The 16,396-nt window shown below is 44.6% G+C and carries 15 protein-coding genes; 9 read left to right on the top strand and 6 right to left on the bottom strand.

Going from position 1 to position 16,396, the window contains the following annotated elements:
- Nucleotides 1-17: 17 nt before the first annotated feature.
- Entirely contained in the window at nucleotides 18-629 is a 612-nt protein-coding gene (locus FTV34_RS11620) for a glutathione binding-like protein (protein WP_180070263.1), read from the bottom strand.
- Between the two features lie 216 nt (nucleotides 630-845).
- Between FTV34_RS11620 and FTV34_RS11615 the strand changes: the two genes are divergently transcribed.
- Nucleotides 846-2,291, top strand: coding sequence for a SulP family inorganic anion transporter (locus FTV34_RS11615; RefSeq protein WP_180053552.1), 1,446 nt, complete (start codon nucleotides 846-848; stop codon nucleotides 2,289-2,291).
- 150 nt (nucleotides 2,292-2,441) lie between these two features.
- The gene (gene trmB, locus FTV34_RS11610; protein ID WP_004782474.1) at nucleotides 2,442-3,158 is read left to right on the top strand and encodes a tRNA (guanosine(46)-N7)-methyltransferase TrmB; all 717 of its coding nucleotides are present in this window, start codon (nucleotides 2,442-2,444) and stop codon (nucleotides 3,156-3,158) included.
- 43 nt (nucleotides 3,159-3,201) lie between these two features.
- Here trmB and FTV34_RS11605 read toward each other — a convergent pair whose 3' ends face one another.
- The 5 genes from FTV34_RS11605 to FTV34_RS11585 all read right to left on the bottom strand — a co-directional run bounded on the left by FTV34_RS11605 (nucleotide 3,202) and on the right by FTV34_RS11585 (nucleotide 8,257).
- The gene (locus tag FTV34_RS11605; protein ID WP_180070261.1) at nucleotides 3,202-3,978 is read right to left on the bottom strand and encodes a Rossmann-like and DUF2520 domain-containing protein; all 777 of its coding nucleotides are present in this window, start codon (nucleotides 3,976-3,978) and stop codon (nucleotides 3,202-3,204) included.
- A gap of 83 nt (nucleotides 3,979-4,061) precedes the next feature.
- Nucleotides 4,062-4,859 (bottom strand): thioesterase family protein, encoded by a 798-nt coding sequence (locus FTV34_RS11600; protein ID WP_180070259.1) that lies wholly within the window; start codon nucleotides 4,857-4,859, stop codon nucleotides 4,062-4,064.
- 62 nt (nucleotides 4,860-4,921) lie between these two features.
- Entirely contained in the window at nucleotides 4,922-5,593 is a 672-nt protein-coding gene (locus FTV34_RS11595) for a class I SAM-dependent methyltransferase (protein WP_180070256.1), read from the bottom strand.
- A gap of 242 nt (nucleotides 5,594-5,835) precedes the next feature.
- Nucleotides 5,836-7,524 (bottom strand): AMP-binding protein, encoded by a 1,689-nt coding sequence (locus FTV34_RS11590; protein ID WP_004782479.1) that lies wholly within the window; start codon nucleotides 7,522-7,524, stop codon nucleotides 5,836-5,838.
- A gap of 97 nt (nucleotides 7,525-7,621) precedes the next feature.
- On the bottom strand, nucleotides 7,622-8,257 hold the full coding sequence (locus FTV34_RS11585; protein ID WP_004782481.1) for a TetR/AcrR family transcriptional regulator: 636 nt from the start codon (nucleotides 8,255-8,257) through the stop codon (nucleotides 7,622-7,624).
- A gap of 146 nt (nucleotides 8,258-8,403) precedes the next feature.
- Between FTV34_RS11585 and FTV34_RS11580 the strand changes: the two genes are divergently transcribed.
- From FTV34_RS11580 to FTV34_RS11550, 7 genes are all read left to right on the top strand, one after another.
- On the top strand, nucleotides 8,404-9,576 hold the full coding sequence (locus FTV34_RS11580) for an isovaleryl-CoA dehydrogenase (protein ID WP_180070254.1): 1,173 nt from the start codon (nucleotides 8,404-8,406) through the stop codon (nucleotides 9,574-9,576).
- 35 nt (nucleotides 9,577-9,611) lie between these two features.
- A complete protein-coding gene (locus tag FTV34_RS11575; protein WP_004782485.1) occupies nucleotides 9,612-11,213 on the top strand; it encodes a carboxyl transferase domain-containing protein in 1,602 nt (533 codons plus the stop codon).
- A gap of 12 nt (nucleotides 11,214-11,225) precedes the next feature.
- Nucleotides 11,226-12,023: an enoyl-CoA hydratase/isomerase family protein gene (locus FTV34_RS11570; protein WP_180070253.1), complete on the top strand. Its 798-nt coding sequence runs from the start codon at nucleotides 11,226-11,228 to the stop codon at nucleotides 12,021-12,023.
- Nucleotides 12,024-12,042: 19 nt separating this feature from the next.
- On the top strand, nucleotides 12,043-14,037 hold the full coding sequence (locus tag FTV34_RS11565) for an acetyl/propionyl/methylcrotonyl-CoA carboxylase subunit alpha (RefSeq protein ID WP_180070251.1): 1,995 nt from the start codon (nucleotides 12,043-12,045) through the stop codon (nucleotides 14,035-14,037).
- Nucleotides 14,034-14,936 (top strand): hydroxymethylglutaryl-CoA lyase, encoded by a 903-nt coding sequence (locus FTV34_RS11560; protein WP_004782490.1) that lies wholly within the window; start codon nucleotides 14,034-14,036, stop codon nucleotides 14,934-14,936. The genes FTV34_RS11565 and FTV34_RS11560 overlap by 4 nt, the downstream gene beginning before the upstream one ends.
- Nucleotides 14,937-15,036: 100 nt before the next feature.
- Nucleotides 15,037-15,741: a CoA transferase subunit A gene (locus tag FTV34_RS11555; protein ID WP_159123878.1), complete on the top strand. Its 705-nt coding sequence runs from the start codon at nucleotides 15,037-15,039 to the stop codon at nucleotides 15,739-15,741.
- A gap of 2 nt (nucleotides 15,742-15,743) precedes the next feature.
- The gene (locus tag FTV34_RS11550) at nucleotides 15,744-16,382 is read left to right on the top strand and encodes a CoA transferase subunit B (RefSeq protein ID WP_004782495.1); all 639 of its coding nucleotides are present in this window, start codon (nucleotides 15,744-15,746) and stop codon (nucleotides 16,380-16,382) included.
- Nucleotides 16,383-16,396: the final 14 nt, after the last annotated feature.

The following is a 16,396-nucleotide window of genomic DNA, read 5'->3' as shown; positions in this document are numbered from 1 at the left end:
TTTTCAAAATTTTAGTATTAAGGAATCAAACCTTCATCACGCATTGCAATCTGTACAGACTGACGTTCTGCAACCTTATTACGGATATGAATAATATTTTTATATGGGCTCAGATCATGTTCAATCTGGTTCGACCAGTTGGTCAGAACAAACAGGTAAGCATCTGCCGGACCGAAATTATCATCGACCAGATAATCATTGTCCGATTCACCAATCGCCTTATCGATATAACTCAATAAACGGTCAATTTCTGCATATGCTTTTTCTTTGGCTTCATCTGATAATTTTCCAGTGAAGAATACAGCATAAGCATCATGCAGTTCTGAATTGAGATAACCTAACCACTCCAGCACTTTGGCACGTCCCATGCCAGAAGGTGGAATCAGATCTTGTTTTGGATCGTGTTGAGCAAGAAACGGTAAAATTGCAACATTTTCTGTAAGAATTAAACCCGGATTAATTTCTAATGCTGGTACATAACCTTTTGGGTTAATTTCGTAATAATCTGCACCTTTTTCTGTTTTATGGGTTTTTAAGTCAACACATTCCAAATCAAAATCGACATTAATTTCATTTAAAATAATATGAGCTGCCAAAGAGCACGCGCCTGGCGAATAGTAAAGCTTCATTTCTGATCCTTGTTATACACTTCTCAATGTTTTAAATCGCTTCTGACAAACTTTCAAGTGATCAAACCTGTAAATTGCAAAAAAGCGTAACTGTGATTCAGCACAGTTACATATTCAATATTGAAGAATTTACAGGTTTTTGCAAGTCAATCTTGTGTAGATTTTTATCTGTATCTGTTTAAGATACGCAGGTTCTCAAAATTTAGATGATATTTCGTGATTAACCTGAAAAAAGAAGAATGGTTTTCCAATATCCGGACTGATGTACTGGCAGGTTTGGTGGTTGGACTCGCCCTGATTCCTGAATCTATTGCCTTTTCTGCGATTGCCGGTGTCGATCCGCAAGTCGGCTTATATGCCTCTTTCTGTATTGCCGTGTCCATTGCCTTTTTCGGTGGTCGTCCTGCCATGATTTCTGCGGCTACAGGTGCAATGGCACTATTGATGATTACGCTGGTCAAGGATCATGGCTTGCAATACCTGCTTGCAGCCACGATTCTGACCGGAATCATTCAGGTGATTGCGGGCTTTTTTAAAGTTGCCAAGCTGATGCGTTTTGTGTCGCAGGCTGTGGTATATGGTTTCTTGAATGCCCTCGCGATCCTGATTTTTGTGGCACAAATCCCGGAAATTCACCGGATGGACAGTACGGCTTATCTGTTCATTTTAGTAGGTTTGGCAATTATCTATCTGTTTCCTTATATCCCGAAAATCGGTAAAGCCATTCCATCGCCTCTGATCTGTATCGTCGTGCTGAGCGCACTTGCGTTATTGCTTGGTGCAGATATGCGTACTGTGAGCGATCTGGGAGAGTTTCCAGATACCTTGCCAGTCTTTCTTCTTCCAGAAATTCCACTGAATCTGGAAACTTTGCAGATTATCCTGCCTTATTCCTTTACTCTAGCCACTGTAGGTCTGCTTGAAAGTATGATGACGACTACAGTGATTGATGAAGTGACTGGAACTGAAGGTGACCGACATCAGGAATGTCGTGGTCAGGGTATGGCCAATATTGTCAGCGGTTTTATGGGCGGAATGGCCGGTTGTGCCATGATTGGCCAGTCGATTATCAATGTCTCATCAGGTGCTCGTACACGTTTATCGACATTAGTTGCTGGCGTATTTTTACTGTGTCTGGTGGTCTTCCTGAAAGACTGGCTGGCTTATATTCCTATGGCAGCACTGGTAGCTATTATGATTATGGTATCATTTACCACCTTCCAGTGGGGTGCAATCAAACAGTTTGGCAAGCATCCGCTAGAATTTAATACCGTGATGATTGCAGTGATAATTGTCGTGCTTGCTACTCATAATCTGGCGCTCGGTGTATTTGTCGGTGTATTGCTCTCTGCTCTGTTCTTTATTAATAAGCTGGAAAGAACTGTACATGTCTCGACTTATTTGCATAAGCCTAATTCACGTAGCTATATAATTTCTGGTCAGATTTTTTTCAGTAGTACAGAAAAGTTCTACCAGTTTTTTGATTTTAAGGAAAAGCTAGATCATGTTGAGCTAGATCTGACGCATGCACATATCTGGGATGTAACTTCAGTAAATATGCTCAATAACGTCATCCAGAAGTTTAAAGCCCAAGGCATAGACGTGACTGTGATTGGTTTAAATGAAGCCAGTAGCACTTTGATCGACCGTTTTAGTACCTGATCAAGCTTGATCTATAAAAGAGCCGATTGGCTCTTTTATTTTGTCTGAGATCTCTGGCTCGATTTTTATGGAGAAATACCGAGAAAAGTTTGACTTGCACCGCTCAGGACTTAAAATACCGCATTCTGAATTTTTAGATTTGCCAAAATTATGTCGAACGATCAATTAGACCAGCAAGTCGTGGAGCTGGACAATTTAAGCGAGCACCGTGAAATTGTGACGTTTATGCGCCGCTCAGCGCCATTAAATACCTCTCAACGTACTGCGCTTGAACAATATGGTCACTTAATTTTGGAATATCCGGTAGGTGATTTGCGTCAGCATTTTGAACACCCTGAACGTCCGCTGACTGTCGAAATCGGTTTTGGTATGGGCCGCTCTCTGGTTCTCATGGCGAAAGCGAATCCAGAGCGTAACTTTGTCGGAATCGAAGTGCATGTACCGGGTATTGCGCAGTGCGTGTATGAAGCAGGTATGGCTGGCGTGACGAACTTACGTGTACTGGATGCTGATGCGATTCAGGTACTTCGTGAAATGCCAGACAATAGCATCAACACCGTTCAGCTGTATTTCCCTGATCCATGGCAGAAAAAACGTCACTTTAAACGCCGTTTTGTATCTCATGACCGCATGCCATTGGTTGAGCAAAAGCTGGAACTTGGCGGTACTTTCCATGCTGCAACAGACTGGGAACCGTATGCTGAGTGGATGCTGGAAGTTCTGGAAGAACGTCCACGTTTAGAAAACCTGGCAGGTAAAGGCAACAGCTACCCTCGCCCTGAATGGCGCCCACAAACCAAGTTTGAACGTCGCGGGATCGAAGCTGGCCACAAGATTAATGACTTTATCTTTAAGAAAATTTCTTAATATCTATAAGTCTAAAAAGCGCTGATTATTCAGCGCTTTTTTATTAGCTCTTATGGCGTTCTAAAATCTGCTGACTGAATAATTTATATACATCTGCCAAGTCTTGTCGTTCAGATTGCTCTAGCATCTGCTGATGCATATTCAGAATATTCTGATCACCACGCATCGCAGGTCCAGTCTGCCCCTGACGAGGATCATTTTTCGTCGCTTTATTGGCTGTTTCCAGAATCAATGGATAAAGCAGGCTAAAGTCTACCTGCTGTGCATCCACCACCTGCTTGGCCATGTCATAACAGTAGTTGCTAAAATTGCAAGCAAACACTGCAGCCAGATGCAAGCTCAAACGTTGTTGTGAACTATATTGATAAACTCGTTTACTTAGGCTATTTGCTAAATAAATTAGAATTTTTTGATCTTCTGGATCAGACGCTTCAATAAATAAAGGCGTATTTTCCCAGTCAATTTCACGTTCCAGACTAAAGGTTTGCAATGGATAAAAGACGCCAGACTTTGCATGTACATCTGCTAGAACATTCAGGTGAGAACTGCCTGAAGTATGGACAATCAGCACATCTTGCAAGTAAAAATAGACTTGTCTGATGACCTCAGCAATTGATTGATCACTCACGGCAATGATCATCAAGTCTATATCCTGATTCAGATTTTCAGGTTGAGCGATGGCTTGCGCTTTAAATTGATCAGCCAGTTGCTGTGCTTTATCCAGAGTCCGGCTGTAGATCTGTACAATTTCATGTTGTGCTGACAATGCATGGGCAAGATGATAAGCCACACGCCCTGCCCCAATAATACTAATCCGCATTCATCAATATTCCTGAACCATTGCGCACAGCATGCCAATAAAAAAAGGATGAATCAATTCATCCTTTTGCTTTTAAATCAGTTTTAGAATTTTCGTAAGGTCAGAATCTGTTCACTGCGACCGAAAGGCCCGTGAATATCATGCAGTACACCGCTGGTGAGACCAATCCCATCTTCACCATACTGTTGCACCACTTCAAGCCCCAGCCATTCACCTTGCGGCAGACGGTGCATATGAATCTGCAAATCCAGATTCGGGAATCCCCAGCCCGCATTTGGATCCTGACGTGGCACAATGCCATTCGCGGTATCGACCATACCGAGTAAACGACTAAAATCTGTAGTCGGTTGTCCTTCTACCATATCCAATGAATTTCTAAGCCAGACAATACCTTTACCTGCACGATGGTCGGTATGTGCACGGGTTTCAATACTTTGAATATAACCACCCGGCCAGCAACTCATACCCTCCCAAACCGGTAAAGAATCAGGGCTTTCGATCGTAAAATCTTCGATACCTGCAATGGCCCGGCTATCCGAAGTCAGCATCCTCCAGGCACGAGCAACGATACAGGTTTTTCCATTGGCACACATTTCCGCCTCAATCAGTTCAATAGTTTTGCCAGGACGGATCATGCGTGTAGTAATAGAAAATTCACCAAATGCAATCAGCCCAAAAATATCCAGTCCAACCCGGCCAATGCGCATTTCTGATCTAGGCTGAAACTGTTCCAGTTCAACACATAGAATACCGGTTGCCGGTGCCATATGCTGTTCATGAGGATTCCACGCACCTTGAGCATGAATATTGGAACGATAATAGGCAGTATTACTGCCATCTGTATGCTGCTCGCGCTGGATCAAACTATAATATGCTGACATTCTTCTTAAACTTCCTTGATTATTCTCTTAAACTTTAAAATTCATATAAAGTTTCATGATCTTTATTTTCTGAGTAAAAAACCATAATAATTCATGATTTGACTATAAATTTTGCGCTGTTTAAATCCGACTTTTGTTAAAAGTTCATTTGAATCTTCTACTGAAATCAGGAAAAAGTCCTGCTGCAATCTGGCCAGCATATTTTCGCTTTGCTGCACACTAAGTCCGGTTTGCTGTGCCATTTTTTGCATTACCTTTAATTCATTCTCATCTTCTGGTTGCATCAGATCATAGGTCAATCCGATCCCGCCAGCTTTAAGGCTCTGATAGATAGCCTGAAAAAAATCAGATTTCTGAGGTTCAGGAATAAAATGGACGACTAAAATAGCGAGTGCAGCATCGAATGAATTTTGTTGATCCAGATCTTGAGTGGTGCACTGTATAAACTGAACTCGTTGTTCAGCGCCAATAGAAGCCAGCTGCTTCCTTGCCTGCTCAAGCATTGCAGCGGAAGGATCAATCGCAGTAAATGTCCAGTTGGGATGCTGCTGCAATAAATAAGATAGTTCATAACCAGTTCCGCAACCCACAATCAGGATATGTGCATTTTCTGGAAGCTCAGTACTGAGTATTGCTTCAATCTGTTGATGCACCAGTTCATAGCCAGGAATCAGTTTACGGATATGGTCATCATAACTGGCGACCACCACTTCACTGTGAAAGTTTTTTGCCATCTGTTTACTCTGATTTATATAGAAATAGATTTTTATCTATTTAAAGAAATTGCTAAATACATGACCTCAATTTGCAAGATGGATTCTTCTTCCATTGTGCAGGTGCTTCGTTACTTTGACTGGGCAAAGTAACCAAACCCCTCTGTTTCATTGATATGGCATCCTTGCCATACAATGAAACGGCGGCATCCATGCCGCCAGGTCATCTGATCAAATACTATTTAAACTTAGCTTTAATTAATTTAAGCAATCTCTTTTAAATTTAATTCTTCACGCATAAATTCACGCAACTTGAACTTCTGTGCCTTACCTGAAGCTGTCATCGGGAATTCATGGAAGAAACGCACATAACGCGGCACTTTATTGTGAGAAATATGCTCGGCACAATACTGGCGGATGGCTTCTTCGGTACATGGATCATTCTCATGCAGGATAATGCAGGCACAAAGCTCTTCACCATATTTATGGTCTGGCACGCCAATCACCTGCACATCCGACACCGCTGGATGGGTATAAAGAAAATCTTCAATTTCTTTCGGGAACAGGTTTTCACCGCCGCGAATCACCACATCCTTGATACGACCCTTGATTTTGACAAAGCCTTCATCATCCATTTCAGCAATATCACCGGTATGCATCCAGCGCGCTGCATCAATGACTTCCTGCGTCTTGTCCTGGTCCTCCCAGTAACCGAGCATCACGGAATAACCCCGCACACACAGTTCACCTAATTGACCGCGCGGCACCACCTTGCCATTTTCATCGACAATTTTAACTTCCAGATGCGGATGGACACGGCCAACTGTACTCACACGACGTTCAACACTGTCTTCTGTTGAACTTTGGGCACTTACCGGTGCTGTTTCAGTCATGCCATAACAGATGGTAATTTCAGACATATGCATTCGCTCTATTACACGCTGCATAATTTCCTGTGGACACGGACTACCCGCCATAATGCCGGTACGCAGGCTGGATAGATCAAACTCGTCAAACTGTTCATGTTCCAGCACAGCAATAAACATGGTCGGTACGCCATAAGCTGCCGTACATTTTTCCTGCTGAATAGCTTTTAAGGTTTCCAGCGGATTAAATACGGCAGACGGATAAATCATGGCTGAACCATGGGTAATACAGGCCAGATTGCCCATTACCATGCCAAAGCAGTGGAATAGTGGAACAGAAATACAGACACGGTCTTCTGGACTTAAGTGAATCGCCTCACCGACAAAGTAACCATTATTTAAAATATTGTTATGGGTCAGCATCGTACCCTTAGGATTCCCTGTGGTGCCTGACGTAAACTGGATATTGATAGTTTCATCGAACTGCAAATCAGTGGAGATCTGTTGCAGCTGTTCCAGCTCTTGAGCACTTGGTGTAGGCATTAAATCCTGAAAACGATGAATGCCAGTATGCTGCTGCTCATCAATTTTAATGACATGCTTTAAATGTGGGAGACGCTCTGCATTCAGTAATTTATTTTCAGCCTGTTTTAATTCAGGCGCAATTTTGGTCAGGATTTCCTGATAGTCCGTGGTTTTAAACTGCGATGCAATGACCAGTCCCTTACAGGACACTTTATTCAGGACATATTCCAGCTCATTGCTTTTATAGGCCGGATTCAGGTTAACCAGAATAATGCCTGCCTTGAAAGCTGCGAACTGGGTAATAGTCCATTCCACACAGTTCGGCGACCAAATCGCCAGACGGTCACCTTTTTGCATACCCAATTTCAGCAGCTGACAGGCAAAGGCATTGACCTGATCCTGTAGCTGCCGATAACTCAGGCGTATGTTCTGATGCATACTGACAACTGCATCGCGATCTGCATATTGTTCGCAAGCCTGATCAAATTTTTCACCAATGGTCATGCCCAATAAAGGCTGGCTGCTGGTTCCATAGGCATAGCTTAACCGTACTTGTGTCATTGAATCGATCTCCTTGATTCTTTGTAATTCTGATTTTCAACTTTACTAATTGTTTTATGACTACGACGACCTTGTCTATGTGCCTGTTTTTGTGTGTCTATGCTGCTGAATTTCCCTCCTGTCGATGTACTGCGTTAACACAAAAATCGGCAATCTGTTTGACAAAGTGATCCTTGTAGTTCTGATCAAACATCACATTACGGGACGGATTCAAAGGTTCAATCACGACAAAGGTCATGGCACCAACCACCCCCAAAGCTGCCGTATTTAAATCTTCAAACTCGAACTCTCCATTCACCTTTCCTTCGGCCAGGATTTCCTTAATGCTTTGTTTAAGCAGCTGTTTACTGCGAAAACGCTCATGTTCCATTTCCGGATCAACCGGTTCAAACATAAGTGAATACGCCAACTGGGGGCTATTCATGGCACGTTTCACAAAAGTTGTAACAGATTTTTGCAATTTCAGTTTTGGCGACAAATCCGACCCGGCAATGGAAACAAGAATTCCAACTTCATGCTGAATCGCTGCCGACAAAACCTCAATCAAAATCTGGCTTTTGTTTTCAAAATATCGATATACCAGCCCTGTAGAAACGCCTGCGCGTTCTGCAATCGCCTGAATCGACGCCTCTTTAAAGCCCCCTTGAGTAATCAGTTCACGAGCAGACTGTAAAATCGACAAACGATTTTGTTCCATTCGTTCCTGCATCAGTGATGATCTTTTATAACTCATAATCTTATTCTCAACCAGATAAAATGAATTGTAAATCATTTTGTGAATATAGGTTCACTTTTTTAATTTTTCGTTGTATGTTAAAAAAACAAGCACAACAAAAATGCTTTTGGACACAACAAATATAATCTCAGGATGGATGAAGAATGAATTTACAAAGCTTAGATTTCGGTTTGGATGAAACTCTTATTGCGCTTCGTGATTCAGTGGCCGCATTTTGCGCCAAGGAAATTGCCCCAATTGCCCAGCAAGTTGACCGTGACAATGAATTCCCGGCTCACCTCTGGAAAAAATTTGGTGATATGGGCCTACTTGGTTTAACGGTCAGTGAAGAATATGGCGGTACCAATCTGGGGTATCTGGCCCATATTATTGCCATGCAAGAAATTTCCCGTGCTTCAGCATCCATTGGTTTGTCCTATGGCGCCCATTCTAACCTATGTGTAAACCAAATTAAGCGAAATGGTAATGAAGAACAAAAGCAGCGTTATCTGCCAAAACTGATTTCTGGCGAATATGTCGGTGCATTAGCAATGTCTGAGCCGAATGCCGGATCAGATGTGGTCAGCATGAAACTGAAAGCTGAAGATAAAGGTGATCATTATCTACTCAACGGTTCCAAGATGTGGATCACCAACGGCGGCGATGCTGATGTACTTGTGGTCTATGCCAAAACCGATTTACAAGCTGGCGCCAAAGGCATGACCGCCTTCCTGGTTGAGAAAAATATGCCAGGTTTTAGTCACGGCATTCATTTAGACAAACTGGGTATGCGTGGTTCCAATACTTATCCCCTGTTTTTTGACAATGTTGAAGTTCCGAAAGAAAACGTGCTTGGCGGTGTCGGCAATGGAACCAAAGTGCTGATGAGCGGTCTGGACTATGAACGTGCGGTTCTCAGTGCTGGTCCACTGGGCATTATGGATGCCTGCATGGATACCGTGATTCCTTATATTCATGAGCGTAAACAATTTGGTCAGGCACTGGGCGAATTCCAGTTGATGCAAGGCAAAATTGCTGACATGTACTCTACCTGGCTGGCATGTAAGGCCCTGGTATATGCCGTTGGTGCTGAATGTGACAAGGCCGATCATAGCCGTAGCCTGCGTAAAGATGCTGCCAGTGCCATTTTATATGCCGCTGAAAAAGCTACATGGATGGCGGGTGAAACCATTCAGACCCTAGGTGGGAACGGTTATATCAACGAATTTGCTGCAGGCCGTTTATGGCGCGATGCCAAACTCTATGAAATTGGCGCCGGAACTTCCGAAATCCGCCGCATGCTCATTGGCCGTGAGCTCTTCAACGAAACAGCCTAAACATTAACACTTAGAATAAAACAAGGATGTTCGTCATGAATCAGTTACAGAGCAAAATCAATATACGTAGTGAAGAGTTTAAGACCAACCAGGCTGCCATGCTGCAACTGGTGGATGACCTGAAACAGAAAGTAGAAAAAATTGCCTTGGGTGGCGGAGAAACTGCCCGCCAGAAACATCTGGATCGCGGCAAATTACTGCCGCGTGAACGGATTAATCATTTAATTGATCCAGGCACGGCTTTTCTGGAAATCGGTCAACTGGCTGCCTATCAGGTTTATCAGGATGATGTCCCTGCCGCAGGTGTTGTGGCTGGTGTTGGCCAAGTCAACGGTGTGACCTGCATGATCGTGGCCAATGATGCCACAGTCAAAGGCGGTACTTATTATCCACTTACGGTAAAAAAGCATTTACGTGCCCAGGAAATTGCCGAACAGAATCATTTGCCATGTATTTATCTGGTCGATTCTGGCGGTGCTTATCTGCCTTTACAGGATGAAGTATTCCCGGATCGTGATCACTTCGGCCGTATCTTTTACAATCAGGCACGTATGTCGAGTCTAGGTATTGCGCAGATTGCAGTGGTGATGGGTAGCTGTACGGCAGGTGGTGCTTATGTGCCAGCGATGTCAGATGAAACCATTATTGTGCGTAATCAAGGCACGATTTTCCTCGGCGGCCCTCCTCTGGTTAAGGCAGCTACTGGTGAAGTGGTGTCCAGTGAGGATCTCGGTGGTGGTGATGTGCATACCCGTTTGTCTGGCGTGGCTGATCATCTGGCAGAAAATGATGAACACGCAATTGCCATTGCCCGCAACATTGTGGCGAACCTGAATAAAAAGCCAAATAAAACTGCAGATGAAATCGAAGCACCGCGTTTTGACAGTTCAGAGCTGTACGGCATTGTGCCAAGCGATGCCCGTAAACCGTTTGATATCCGTGAAGTGATTGCGCGTATTGTCGATGGCTCACGTTTTGATGAATTCAAGGCACGTTTCGGTACTACCCTAGTGACTGGCTTTGCCAAGCTCTATGGAATGCCAGTCGGGATTATTGCCAATAACGGCATTCTGTTTTCCGAGTCTGCACAAAAAGGCGCGCATTTTATTGAACTGTGTACCCAGCGCAATATTCCACTGATCTTCCTGCAAAACATCACCGGCTTTATGGTGGGTCGTCAGTATGAAAATGAAGGTATTGCCAAAAATGGTGCCAAGCTGGTGATGGCCGTCGCGACAGCCAATGTGCCTAAACTGACTCTGGTGATTGGCGGTTCTTTTGGTGCCGGTAACTATGGCATGTGTGGCCGTGCTTACTCGCCACGCTTTATGTGGACCTGGCCAAACTCACGTATTTCGGTGATGGGCGGTGAACAGGCCTCTAGCGTATTGTCGACTTTGAAACGCGATCAGATTGAGCAAAAAGGTGGAACCTGGTCAGCTGAAGAAGAAGACCAGTTTAAACAGCCAATTCGTGACCAATATGAACGCCAAGGCCATCCTTATTATGCTTCTGCGCGTTTATGGGATGACGGTGTCATTGATCCAGCGCAATCGCGTGAAGTCCTGGCCCTAAGTCTGGCTGCAGCGATGAATGCACCAATCCAGCCAACCAAATTCGGCGTGTTCCGCATGTAAGAGGTGACAAAAATGGACTATCAATTTTTACAGCTCGAACAGCAGAATCAGGTAGCAACAGTCTGGATTAACCGGGCTGAATTGCACAATGCATTTAATACCCAGGTCATTGAAGAGCTACATGCTTGCTTTCAGTCTTTAAATCAGCGTGATGATGATGTACGTGTAGTGATTCTGGCAGGCCGAGGTAAAAGCTTTTCTGCGGGTGCGGATCTGAACTGGATGAAAAAGGCCGGTCAGGCCTCACAGGCAGACAATGAAGCCGATGCTCTCAAACTGGCAAAAATGCTGCAAAGTCTGGCGACCTTGAAACAGCCAACGATTGCCCGTGTCCATGGTATTGCTTTTGGCGGCGGTATGGGTCTGGCAGCCGCTTGTGATATCTGTATCGCCAGCACTGATGCCAAGTTTGCAACGTCTGAAGTACGTTTAGGATTAGCCCCTTCGACCATTAGTCCGTATGTGATTCGTGCGATTGGCGCCCGTCAGGCGTCACGTTATTTCCTGACTGCTGAGCGAATCTCAGCTGAACAGGCGAAAACCATTGGTCTGGCACATGAAGTGACTGCACCAGAACAGCTCGACAGCAAAATTGATGAGATTGTGGAAGCGCTCTTACTCGGTGGACCAGCAGCGCAAAACGCCTCAAAACAGCTGATTCAACTGGTCGATCAACAGGTCCTGACTGAAGATCTGCTGTTTAAAACCGCACAGCATATTGCCCATGTTCGCCAGGGAGATGAGGCGAAAAATGGACTGAATGCATTTTTAAACAAACAAAGCCCGGCCTGGATTAAGACCACGGCATAACAACAAGAAGGATCGTAGGATGTTTGAAAAGATTTTAATTGCCAATCGTGGTGAAATTGCCTGCCGTGTGATTCGTACAGCGAAAAAGTTAGGGATTGCCACCGTTGCCGTATATTCCGATGCCGATGCACAGGCACAGCATGTCAAACTGGCAGATGAAGCCATCCATATTGGTGAATCGCCTGCTGCACAAAGTTATTTACAGATTGAACGTATTATTCAGGCAGCAAAAACTACCGGTGCTCAGGCCATTCATCCAGGTTATGGTTTCCTGTCTGAAAATGACCAGTTTGCCCTGGCCTGTCAGGATAACAACATTGTCTTTATTGGTCCGCCAGTGGATGCGATCTTAGCAATGGGTCTGAAAGCGACCTCTAAAGCACTGATGGAAAAGGCCGGTGTACCGTTAACCCCCGGCTATCATGGTACCAATCAGGATGCCGATTTCTTGAAACAACAAGCTGACAGTATTGGCTATCCAGTACTGATCAAGGCTAGTGCTGGCGGTGGCGGTAAAGGCATGCGACTGGTCGAGCGTAGTGAAGATTTCCTGAGTTCACTCGCTTCCTGTAAAAGCGAAGCACGTTCCAGCTTCGGCAATGAAGATGTGCTGATTGAACGCTATGTCGTGCAGCCACGCCATATTGAAGTTCAGGTCTTTGGTGATACACATGGCAATTATGTGCATCTGTTTGAACGTGATTGCTCCGTGCAGCGTCGTCACCAGAAAGTTCTGGAAGAAGCACCTGCACCTAAAATGCCAGAAGACAAACTTGAGGCGATGCGCCAAGCCGCAATTGATGCTGCACGTGCTGTAAATTATGTCGGTGCCGGTACAGTCGAGTTCATCGTTGAGCAAGACGGTACTGCTTACTTCATGGAAATGAACACCCGTCTGCAGGTTGAGCATCCAGTCACTGAAATGATCACCGGTCAGGATCTGGTGGAATGGCAGTTACGTGTAGCGTTCGGTGAACCTTTACCGAAACAGCAGCATGAATTACAGATACACGGTCATGCACTGGAAGCCCGTGTTTATGCCGAAGAACCAGAAAAAGGTTTTATTCCTGCCATCGGTCAGATCAGCTATTTGCACTATCCAGAACAAAATGACAGCGTGCGTGTGGATAGTGGCATTGTCGAAGGTGATGAAATCAGCACCTATTATGATCCGATGATTGCCAAACTGATTGTTTGGGGCAAAAACCGTGAAGCTGCTTTAACCCAGATGCATCATGCCTTGGGTCAGTTTCATGTCGATGGTCTTGGCAATAACATCGCTTTTCTTGATCGCTTAGTATTATGTGATTCATTTAAAAATGCCCATCTCGATACTGGCCTGATTCAACGTGAAGAAGAGTTCCTACTCAAACCATCTGCTAATATCAGTGCAGAATTAGTGGTCACTGCAGCCTTGGTTGAACTGTTATCGCGTCTGGCTCAAAACCCGACTAGCAATAATCCAGTCTGGCAGCAAAAGGCATTTTGGCGTCTGAATCAGCAAAATAGCTACACAATTAAATTACAATGTAATGACGTTTTACGTGTGGTGAGCTTTAAAGCGCTAGAAAATAGTTTCCTGGCAAATTATGAAGGCCAGACACTTACCATCCAGGGTGAGCTGCTTGATCAACACCTACTCCAGTTAAATCTTGCGGGTCAGCAGCAGAAACTGGCATTTAGCCAGACTGAGCATGGCATTACCCTGTTCCAGAATGGTCAAAGCTACAAGTTCAATTATTTGAAAAATGACTTTAATAACCAGGATGAACAAGGGACTGAAAATAACTTGACTGCGCCAATGCCTGGCGTGATTACTCAGGTTTTGGTCGCGGCAAATGACAAAGTGAAAAAAGACGATGTACTGCTGACCTTGGAAGCAATGAAGATCGAATATACCATTCGCGCTCCGCATGATGGCATTATCGCAAACTCATACTTCCAGAAAGGTGATCAGGTTAAAGCCGGTGATGAACTGGTTGAGTTTCAGCCTCTAGCGGAGGAAGTTGCATGACAGATTTCGTTAAAATCGTAGAAGTCGGGCCACGCGATGGCCTGCAAAACGAAAAAACACCTTTAACACTAGATGACCGTAAAAATCTGATTCTGGACCTGATGAAAACAGGTTTGCAGGCGATTGAGGTCGGCTCCTGTGTTTCAGCCAAATGGGTTCCACAGATGGCAGATAGCGATACGCTATTTGCCAGCTTGCCTAAAGATCCGAATATCCAGTTCAGTTTGCTGACGCCAAACATGAAAGGTTTTGAATCAGCGCTGGCTGTGGATTGTAAAGAAGTTGCGGTATTTACCGCAGCTTCTGAAAGCTTTACCCACAAGAATATCAACTGCTCGATTGATGAAAGCTTTGAGAAGTTTGCAGATGTGATGGCAGCTGCCAAAGCAAATGATGTCAAGGTGCGTGGCTATGTCTCTTGTATGGTGGACTGCCCTTATGAAGGTGCAATTGATCCGAAGCAGGTCGTCAAAGTTACACAGCGTCTACTAGACATGGGCTGCTATGAAGTGTCATTAGGTGAAACCATTGGTACGGCAACTCCGGATCGCGTGAAGAACGTCTGGGATGCCTGTCTTTCAGAAATTGATAGTAAAGTGCTAGCCGGTCATTTTCATAATACCTATGGCATGGCCATCGCTAATATTTACCAGTCATTGCTGCAAGGGATTCGGGTATTTGACTCCTCTATTGCCGGTCTCGGTGGCTGTCCTTATGCCAAAGGTGCTTCCGGCAATGTTTCAACTGAAGACCTGTATTACCTGCTCTCTAAGATGGGCTTTGAAACCGGTATTCAACTGGATGCTTTGATGCAGGCCAGCCGTAATATCAGCGAGGTATTACAACGCAATAATCCATCCAATTATGCCAATGCCTATTGGCAAAAAGCCTGTGCTTAAAAACTTGAAATAGCCGGACACTCTATAAGTCCTCATGGATAGAAATCAGCAGATCTTTAGATAAAAGAGATCTGCAAGAGAAGAATAAATCGAGGTAAAAATGTCAAATAAAGTGTATGACAGTGCAAAAGCCGCTTTAGACGGCGTGGTTCAGAATGGACATACCTTGGCGGTAGGCGGTTTTGGTCTATGTGGTATTCCAGAAGCCCTAATTGCAGCTTTAAAAGAAACCGGTGCCAAAAGTCTCACCTGTATTTCCAATAATGCCGGTGTCGATGGCTTTGGCTTGGGGCTATTGCTGGAAACCAAACAGATTAAAAAGATGATCTCTTCCTATGTGGGCGAGAATAAGGAATTTGAACGCCAATACTTAAGCGGCGAACTCGAAGTTGAACTGACTCCACAAGGCACGTTGGCAGAAAAATTACGTGCCGGTGGTGCAGGTATTCCCGCTTTCTATACCGCGACCGGTGTTGGAACCGTCATTGCTGAAGGTAAAGATGTCCGCGAATTCAATGGCAAGTCTTATATTCTGGAAGAATCCTTAACTGCTGATGTAGCTTTGGTTAAAGCTTATAAGGCCGATAAAGCCGGCAACCTGATTTTCCGTAAAACTGCCCAGAACTTCAATCCGGTCTGTGCCATGGCTGGTAAAGTGACCATTGCTGAAGTTGAAGAAATTGTCGAGATCGGTGCCCTTGATCCAGATGAAATTCATCTTCCAGGTATTTATGTGAACCGGATTGTACTGAATACCCAACCAGAAAAACGGATTGAACAGATGACTTTAAAGGCGGAGGCTTGATCATGGCTTGGACACGTAATGAAATGGCGCAGCGCGCCGCACAGGAACTTGAAGATGGTTTCTATGTCAATCTGGGTATTGGCCTGCCAACCTTAGTCGCTAACTATATTCCAGAGAATATTAATGTCTGGCTACAGTCTGAGAATGGTCTGTTGGGTATTGGAGAATTTCCAACGGCCGATACTGTAGATGCAGACCTGATCAATGCTGGTAAACAGACGGTAACTGCCCGCAAAGGTGCTTCTTTCTTTTCCAGTGCTGACTCCTTTGCCATGATCCGTGGCGGTCATGTCAATATCGCCATTCTGGGGGCTATGGAAGTCTCAGAAAATGGTGATCTAGCCAACTGGATGATTCCAGGCAAGAAGGTCAAAGGCATGGGTGGTGCCATGGATCTGGTCGCAGGTGTGCAAAAAGTTGTGGTGCTGATGGAACACTGCGCCAAAGATGGTACACCTAAAATTGTTTCACAATGTAGTCTTCCGCTTACTGGCCAGGCCGTAGTCAACCGGATTATTACTGATTTAGGTGTATTGGATGTCACACCTGAAGGTATTCAACTTGTAGAACTGGCACCCGATGTCAGTTTTGATGAAATTCAGAAAGTCACCGGCGTACCTTTACTCCGTAAAGCAGCCTGATTTTCCCAACCCTT

The organism is Acinetobacter sp. YH16038 (genome assembly GCF_013417275.1).
Lineage (GTDB): Bacteria > Pseudomonadota > Gammaproteobacteria > Pseudomonadales > Moraxellaceae > Acinetobacter.
The sequence above is the reverse complement of the archived record's forward strand: the minus strand, read 5'-3'. Positions and strand labels throughout refer to the sequence as shown.

Excerpts from the sequence above, each read along its gene's own strand:
- FTV34_RS11620 (WP_180070263.1), bottom strand. The coding sequence starts at position 629 with ATGAAGCTTTACTATTCGCCAGGCGCGTGCTCTTTGGCAGCTCATATT.
- trmB (WP_004782474.1), top strand. The coding sequence starts at position 2,442 with ATGTCGAACGATCAATTAGACCAGCAAGTCGTGGAGCTGGACAATTTA.
- FTV34_RS11605 (WP_180070261.1), bottom strand. The coding sequence starts at position 3,978 with ATGCGGATTAGTATTATTGGGGCAGGGCGTGTGGCTTATCATCTTGCC.
- FTV34_RS11600 (WP_180070259.1), bottom strand. The coding sequence starts at position 4,859 with ATGTCAGCATATTATAGTTTGATCCAGCGCGAGCAGCATACAGATGGC.
- FTV34_RS11595 (WP_180070256.1), bottom strand. The coding sequence starts at position 5,593 with ATGGCAAAAAACTTTCACAGTGAAGTGGTGGTCGCCAGTTATGATGAC.
- FTV34_RS11590 (WP_004782479.1), bottom strand. The coding sequence starts at position 7,524 with ATGACACAAGTACGGTTAAGCTATGCCTATGGAACCAGCAGCCAGCCT.
- FTV34_RS11585 (WP_004782481.1), bottom strand. The coding sequence starts at position 8,257 with ATGAGTTATAAAAGATCATCACTGATGCAGGAACGAATGGAACAAAAT.
- FTV34_RS11580 (WP_180070254.1), top strand. The coding sequence starts at position 8,404 with ATGAATTTACAAAGCTTAGATTTCGGTTTGGATGAAACTCTTATTGCG.
- FTV34_RS11575 (WP_004782485.1), top strand. The coding sequence starts at position 9,612 with ATGAATCAGTTACAGAGCAAAATCAATATACGTAGTGAAGAGTTTAAG.
- FTV34_RS11570 (WP_180070253.1), top strand. The coding sequence starts at position 11,226 with ATGGACTATCAATTTTTACAGCTCGAACAGCAGAATCAGGTAGCAACA.
- FTV34_RS11565 (WP_180070251.1), top strand. The coding sequence starts at position 12,043 with ATGTTTGAAAAGATTTTAATTGCCAATCGTGGTGAAATTGCCTGCCGT.
- FTV34_RS11560 (WP_004782490.1), top strand. The coding sequence starts at position 14,034 with ATGACAGATTTCGTTAAAATCGTAGAAGTCGGGCCACGCGATGGCCTG.
- FTV34_RS11555 (WP_159123878.1), top strand. The coding sequence starts at position 15,037 with ATGTCAAATAAAGTGTATGACAGTGCAAAAGCCGCTTTAGACGGCGTG.
- FTV34_RS11550 (WP_004782495.1), top strand. The coding sequence starts at position 15,744 with ATGGCTTGGACACGTAATGAAATGGCGCAGCGCGCCGCACAGGAACTT.